This is a genomic window from Moorena sp. SIO2C4, from assembly GCF_010672485.1.
In the GTDB taxonomy this organism is placed as follows: domain Bacteria; phylum Cyanobacteriota; class Cyanobacteriia; order Cyanobacteriales; family Coleofasciculaceae; genus Moorena; species Moorena producens.
In genome coordinates this window covers 1-1652 of sequence record NZ_JAAHGN010001359.1, presented here as the reverse complement: position 1 = coordinate 1652, position 1652 = coordinate 1, and the positions used below count along the sequence as shown (strand labels likewise).

Genomic DNA, 1652 nt, shown 5'->3' with positions numbered 1-1652 from the left:
TAGAATCCCCTCGTTTTGCCCGACATATTCAATGTCCACATATTCAGGTTTTTGTAGAGATTTCACCTCCTTTGCTAACCGCTGATTGATCAGCTCGGCTCGCTCAGTAGCGCTAAAGTTGCCAGCGTTGCCCACTTGAAACAACTCAATACCATCCACCACCACAGGAGCTTTCTCCTTACCATTTGCCAAGAATTCCTGTGCTAAGGTAGAGGCTGGTAATAGGGTGAGCAGTAGGGTAAGTACACCTAGCAACACCAATCCCAAGCAACGCCGAAGCCTAGCTCTTGGGAAAGGGTTAATGGAAAATCGAACATTTAGAAGAGATTCCATAGGTTACGTTCTATTTAGCTCTCATTTTCCATAACTATTGAATCTCATGGCTAAAGTTGAGGTAACTAGTTGAGGTAACTAACTGTTGTGGACTACCCGTTCTAAATTTGTAGAGGAATCGTTTTTCTCATCTTGCATTCCCGGTTTTAACCCCTCCAGCAGACCGCTGACCACGAACCAAGTGCCGACTCCCATTATTAACAGTACCACTAAGCCAATCAACCAAACCACAGGTTTATTCTTGGGCAGAGAGTTGGTGACACTTTTCTCACCTAATAGACTCGTCTGGTCAAAGTTCTGTGCAGTGGCGTTGAGATCATTTTCCCGTTTCAAGGTCGCTGTAATTTTGTACGGACCAATCCGCAGGGTGTCCTTGCTTGAGAAAGGTTGAATACCAGAGCGAATCTTCCGCCCGTTAATAAACGTACCGTTGGCGCTGCGGTCAGTAATATAGAGTTGGGTATTAGCCACTGTGATCAGGGCGTGATACCGGGAAATTTCCTTGTCAAGAAGTACCAGATGAGACACAGATTGACCTGCTAAGTGTTCTGGCAAATGGTCATTTTCTCGACCAACAGCAATTGGCGGTCTCAGAACAGGTTTCTTTAACTCGCCCGTTTCTGGGTCTTCCCAGGTCAATTGAATATAAATCGGTTCAGCCAAGATTTCACTCCTTGTAACTGGAACATCGTGGATCAGTGCGGGTGCATCTCATCTTTGAAAATGTTCTGTAGGGTGCGTTAGGGGAGCTCGCCCTAATTTTCAGCCTCAACGCCCGGGTTAGGTTGCTGCCCGTAACGCACCATCGGGTCAAACAACAAAAGTGAGATGCACCTATCAGTGCTGAGTAGGTCAGTGGTGAGTGCTGAGTTTTGCTTAGCACATGAAAAAGTTTTTGTCAACCATACCCACCGATGCTCAGGGGATGATAACAAGGGTGAAAATTAGATAGGGTGTCCGGTGTAGGGTTTTGGGTAGGTCGTGGGGAGGAGCCAGTTCCTCCTGACGGGGTGACAAGAAGGCTAAACCCCATTGAGACCATGCTGTCAGCATCTCGTTAAACTGAGATAAATTAATCTTGAAGCACTGATTTTAACTATGCCTGATTTTTTGCCCATTGCTTACTTTCAGAACAAGTTTGTCCCTTTCGCTGACGCCAAAATTTCCATTGCTACCCATGCCTTGCACTACGGCACGGGAGTAAATACTCTATGATCAAGTCTTCCCATTTCGATAATTTGTTTTTCGGCAAATTCCCCGTCTGATTCATGTTTTTGGTATTTTTCAACAATGCTTTGCTCTTTAAATCCTGCCATTTC

At 45.5% G+C, this 1652-nt stretch carries 2 protein-coding genes and 1 pseudogene; 1 reads left to right on the top strand and 2 read right to left on the bottom strand.

Going from position 1 to position 1652, the window contains the following annotated elements; all coding sequences use genetic code 11:
- Both F6K20_RS37560 and F6K20_RS37555 read right to left on the bottom strand, forming a co-directional pair.
- Positions 1-333 (bottom strand): DUF8459 domain-containing protein (locus F6K20_RS37560; protein ID WP_502708927.1); only part of this gene is annotated, 333 nt, incomplete at its 3' end.
- 78 nt (positions 334-411) lie between these two features.
- Positions 412-996, bottom strand: coding sequence for an FHA domain-containing protein (locus F6K20_RS37555; protein ID WP_008179504.1), 585 nt, complete (start codon positions 994-996; stop codon positions 412-414).
- Between the two features lie 435 nt (positions 997-1431).
- Here F6K20_RS37555 and F6K20_RS41060 point away from each other — a divergent pair.
- Positions 1432-1533: pseudogene (locus tag F6K20_RS41060) on the top strand (branched-chain amino acid transaminase); the annotation flags it as partial.
- Between the last annotated feature and the right edge of the window lie 119 nt (positions 1534-1652).